General features: G+C 64.0%; 1 protein-coding gene. It reads right to left on the bottom strand.

What is annotated here, in order from left to right:
• A partial coding sequence (locus ACX80A_RS15200; protein WP_459260601.1) for an IS1380 family transposase occupies positions 1–1107 on the bottom strand: 1107 nt, incomplete at its 3' end.
• Positions 1108–1260: the final 153 nt, after the last annotated feature.

Raw genomic sequence — 1260 nt, 5'->3', positions numbered from 1 at the left:
ACCCAGGCCGGTGTTCTTGAGTGTTTTGATCCGGTTCTCGCACCGCCCGCGCCGCCGGTGCCGGGCGTCGAGGTGCGGGCCGTGCCAGTGTGGTGAGTTCGTGAGGAACGCGGTGATCCGGTGTTCGTCCACGTCCAGCAGCGTCGGCTGCGCGCCGGGGTGCAATGGTTCGGCCCGGAGATAGATGTTCGTCCCGGGCGGGTAGTCCGTCAAGGGAATCACGTCGGTGGCGTTGATTACCCAGGCATCGGTGCGGTTGTTGCCGCGGGTGTCCAGGGCTGGTTGCCAGTATTGTTTGTCGCTGATCCAATCGACCATGTGGGCTTTACTGGCCGGGACGGGGTAGGACACGGAGAATTGGGCTCGCGCGTGGTGGAGGTGCCAGAGGAATTTCCGGGACGCTCCGGCACTGTCGGTACGGACCAGGATGTTCTCCCCGTTCAGGGTGCCGTCCTGGTGGAAGAACCCGTCGGGTAGTTGATTGACGGCGGTGGTGAACACCTCGATGTGGTCATCGGCGTTGTTCGCGCCGGCGTTACCTGGTCGCAGCAGACAGGCAAGGATCTCCCCGGTACCGTGCTTGGTGCCGTAGTCGATGCTGGCGGTGAATGGTGCGTACCCGTAGCCGCCCTTGTAATCCCCTGCCACCCGTTCTTTGTCGGAGTGCGAGGCCACGAGGGTGGCGTCCAAGTCGATGATGACCGGGTCGGCGGCGGTCGCGCGGGCTGCCGGGCTGTGTTCACCGGCCGCGTCCCACACCATCGTGCGTAATGCCCGGGCAAGTGTTTCAGCGCCGTGGGCGAAAGCATCGGGGTTGGCCGCGGTCCGGTCGAAGAACCGCGAGACCGTTGCGTTGGAGGCTACCGTCCCGAACACGCCGGGCTGGGTCCGGAACATATCCAGGTCTGAGACGTGTTCGCCGCCGGCGGCGAGCATCAACGCCAGCTGCCCGATCAGTGTGCCCGGCCGGTGCGTGGCGCCTGCTGGGGTGAATTGGCCGAGGCGGTCCTCGCAGAGTTCCCGGAATCCCAGGGCGTCAACGAAACCGGCCACCAGCTGCGCTCCGGCGTGGGATACCAGCGACTGGCCGGTGAAGGCCACCGGCATGGAGGGGAAAACAGAGGGTAGAATCGTCACCTGAAGGGTGCTCCTTTTGGTGTGGTCAAAATGGTGTGTGGTAACAACATTTTCCCACGTCAGGGGCACCTTTCATCGATTAACACGCCCCGTCAACGCATAGACCAAGAAAACCCTGGGCTA

It is taken from the genome of Arthrobacter sp. TMN-50 (genome assembly GCF_054511125.1).
Note: the sequence above shows the minus strand (reverse complement) of the source record. Positions and strands in the feature narration are given on the sequence as shown.